Consider the following 3,613-nt stretch of genomic DNA (forward strand, 5'->3'; position numbering starts at 1 on the left):
CTTCAAGACCACAACCGGGTCTTGAAGGCCGACGTCACACCAGGCCCCGAATTGACCAACAGCATCCGACCGGAGAGCGGGGCCCGAGGACCGTGTGCGGGGTGTCAGGACCCCACGAACGCCACCAGCAGCAGCCACACCACCGGTGCCGTCGGCAGCAGGGAGTCCAGGCGGTCCATGATTCCCCCGTGGCCGGGGAGGAGGGTGCCCATGTCCTTGATGCCCAGGTCACGCTTGATCATGGACTCGCCGAGGTCGCCCAGCGTGGCACTGCACGCGACCGCGAGGCCGAGGATCAGGCCCTGCCACCACGCACCGCCGTCGATCAGGAACCGCATGCACAGCGCGCCCGCGACCATGGCGAACGCCACCGCGCCGAGCAGGCCCTCGCGGGTCTTGCCGGGGCTGATGCGCGGAGCCAGCTTGTGCCTGCCGAAGCGCCAGCCCACCGCGTACGCGCCGGTGTCGCTGACCACGGTGAGGAGCAGGAACGTCAGCACCCGCCAGGGCCCGTCGCCGGCGGCGAGCATCATCGCCACGAACGTCGCCAGGAACGGCACGTAGAACGCGGCGAAGACGCCGGCCGTGACGTCCTTGAGGTAGCCCTCCGGCGGCTGGGTCATCCGCCAGACCAGCACGGCCAGCGCGGTCAGCGCCATGGCGACCCAGGCACCCTCGGCACCGCGCGCGTACCCGGCGACCACCATGGCCGCCCCGCCCACCGCGAGCGGCACCAAGGGAACCCTGATCCCCTTGCGCTCCTGGAGCCGGCTGGAGAGCTCCCACAGTCCGACGACCACCGCCGCCGCGACGACACCGACGAAGACCGCCTTGACGACGAACAGCGAGGCGATGATCACCACGCCGAGTCCGACGCCGACGCCTATGGCCGCGCTCAGGTCACGGCCCGCGGTCTTCTTCGGCGCGGGCACCGGCTGCGGGGAGTCGGGCATCGGGTCGTCGTCCTGGTCTCCGCCATACGCGGGTACGTCGGGCACGCTGGGCATGAGGTGAGTCTGCTGCGCCGCGGGCGCGTCATATGCGGGACCCGCCGTGGCAGCCCCCTGGACAGGCCCACCCGCGGTGGGCCCCCAGTACCCGGCCTGCCCCGCCTGCGGCGGCGGCCCCCAGGAAGAGTCGCTCATCAGACTTCGAGCAGCTCCGCTTCCTTGTGCTTGAGCAGCTCGTCCACCTGCGCCACGTACTTGGCGGTCAGGTCGTCGAGCTCCTTCTCGGCGCGGCGGCCCTCGTCCTCACCGACCTCGCCGTCCTTGATCAGCTTGTCGATGGCGTCCTTGGCCTTGCGGCGCACGGAACGGATCGAGACCTTGGCGTCCTCCGCCTTGTGCTTGGCGACCTTGATGTAGTCGCGGCGGCGCTCCTCGGTCAGCTCGGGGAACACCACGCGGATGATGTTGCCGTCGTTGCTGGGGTTGACGCCCAGGTCGGAGTCGCGGATCGCCTGCTCGATGTTGCGCAGCGCGCTCTTGTCGAACGGGGTCACCACGGCCATACGCGGCTCCGGCACGGAGAACGAGGCCAGCTGGTTGATCGGCGTCGGGGCACCGTAGTAGTCGGCCACGATCTTGTTGAACATCGCCGGGTGCGCACGGCCGGTGCGGATCGCGGCGAAGTCCTCCTTGGCGACCACGACGGCCTTCTCCATCTTCTCCTCGGCTTCGAGGAGGGTCTCTTCGATCACCACTTGCTCCTGCGTGTCTTGAGTGAGGCCCGGCTGCGGTCCCCGATCGGGCGGCGGCCGGCTGCGTCGCGTCTGCTTCCTGCACGGTTCCCGACCGGCAGGAGATTGTCCATCCCCCGGCCGGGGCGCGTCCCGTCCGTGCTCCGGACGGGGCCGCGCCCATGGGACGGGGTGTCGCCGGTCAGTCCCGGCTGCCCTGGTCACCCACGAGCGTGCCGATCTTCTCACCCTTGACGGCCCGCGCGATATTGCCCTCCGCCAGCAGCTCGAACACGACGATCGGCAGGCTGTTGTCACGGCACAGCGTGACGGCGGTGGCGTCGGCGACCTTGAGGTCGCGGGTGATGACCTCGCCGTAGCCGAGAGCGTCGAACTTGACGGCGTCCGGGTTGGTCTTGGGGTCGGCGTCGTAGACCCCGTCCACGCCGTTCTTGCCCATGAGCAGCGCCTCGGCGTCGATCTCCAGGGCGCGCTGGGCGGCGGTGGTGTCGGTGGAGAAGTACGGCATGCCCATACCGGCACCGAAGATGACCACGCGGCCCTTCTCCAGATGGCGCACGGCGCGCAGCGGGATGTACGGCTCGGCGACCTGGCCCATGGTGATGGCGGTCTGCACGCGGCTGTCGATGCCCTCCTTCTCCAGGAAGTCCTGGAGGGCGAGGCAGTTCATCACGGTGCCGAGCATGCCCATGTAGTCCGAGCGGGCGCGGTCCATGCCGCGCTGCTGCAGCTGGGCGCCGCGGAAGAAGTTGCCGCCGCCGATCACTACCGCGATCTCGGCGCCGTCACGCACGACGGCGGCGATCTCACGGGCGATCTTGTGCACCACGTCCGGGTCGACGCCGAGGCCACCGCCGCCGGAGAAGGCCTCTCCGGACAGCTTCAGCAGAAATCGGCCGCTTACTTTGCCGTCGTCGCTCTTCCGGGCCTTGCTGGTCATGGAGATCCCGCCTCTTTCACGTGTCGCACATACGAAGAAGGCCATTGCCGATGGGGTCGTCTCCAGCTCCCATGCGCGGCAATGGCCTCCTCGTCAGATCTGCTGCCGCCCGCGGCTAGCTCACGGACGGCGGTCTGCGCGGACGACTGCTGTCGACCCTATCGGGGTCGCGCGTCGACCGCGGTACGGACTCAGATGCCGACCTTGATGCGCGAGAAGCGCGTCAGGGTGACACCGGCCTCGTCCAGCACCTTCTGGACCGACTTCTTGTTGTCCAGGGCGTACGGCTGGCCGAGCACCGTGGCGTCCTTGAAGAAGCCGTTGAGGCGACCCTCGACGATCTTGGCGATCGCGGCCTCGGGCTTGCCCTCGGCGCGGGTGGTCTCCTCGGCGATGCGACGCTCGGACTCGACGACCTCGGCCGGCACGTCCTCCTTGGAGAGGTACTTCGGCGCGAAGGCGGCGATGTGCTGGGCGACGCCCTTGGCGACCTCGGCGTTGGGCTTGTCCAGCTCGACCAGGACACCGATCTGCGGGGGCAGGTCGGGCATGGTGCGGTGCATGTACGCGAAGACGTAGCCGTCGGTGAACTGCGCGAAGCGGTCCAGGACGATCTTCTCGCCGAGGTTGGCGTTGGCCTCGTCCACGAACGCCTGGACGGTCTTGCCGGGCTCGATCTCGGAGGCGAGGAGCGCCTCGATGCCGGCCGGGGAGGTCTTCGCGACGTGCTCGGCGATGGCCTGGGCCACGGCCTGGAACTTGTCGCCCTTGGCGACGAAGTCCGTCTCGCACTTCAGCTCGACGATGACACCCTCGGAGTTGTCGTCGGCGATGACGGAGACCACGGCGCCGTTCTCGGCGGAGCGGCCCTCGCGCTTGGCGACGCCCTTCTGGCCCTTGATGCGCAGCGCCTCGACGGCCTTGTCGACGTTGCCCTCGGCCTCGTCCAGCGCCTTCTTGCAGTCCATCAT

4 protein-coding genes are annotated in these 3,613 nt (G+C 69.1%); all 4 read right to left on the minus strand.

The annotated features are described in order from the left end of the window. Positions 1 to 104: 104 nt before the first annotated feature. The gene (locus ACFWN1_RS32290; protein WP_384369994.1) at positions 105 to 1,145 is read right to left on the minus strand and encodes a phosphatidate cytidylyltransferase; all 1,041 of its coding nucleotides are present in this window, start codon (positions 1,143 to 1,145) and stop codon (positions 105 to 107) included. After that, positions 1,145 to 1,702, minus strand: coding sequence for a ribosome recycling factor (frr, locus tag ACFWN1_RS32295; RefSeq protein ID WP_026248385.1), 558 nt, complete (start codon positions 1,700 to 1,702; stop codon positions 1,145 to 1,147). The genes ACFWN1_RS32290 and frr overlap by 1 nt, the downstream gene beginning before the upstream one ends. A 181-nt stretch (positions 1,703 to 1,883) precedes the next feature. Next, positions 1,884 to 2,642: a UMP kinase gene (gene pyrH, locus ACFWN1_RS32300; RefSeq protein ID WP_384369998.1), complete on the minus strand. Its 759-nt coding sequence runs from the start codon at positions 2,640 to 2,642 to the stop codon at positions 1,884 to 1,886. A gap of 191 nt (positions 2,643 to 2,833) precedes the next feature. Beyond that, positions 2,834 to 3,613: translation elongation factor Ts (gene tsf, locus ACFWN1_RS32305; RefSeq protein WP_384370001.1), on the minus strand; the 780-nt coding region annotated here is incomplete at its 5' end.

This window comes from Streptomyces sp. NPDC058459 (genome assembly GCF_042721685.1).
GTDB lineage: Bacteria > Actinomycetota > Actinomycetes > Streptomycetales > Streptomycetaceae > Streptomyces.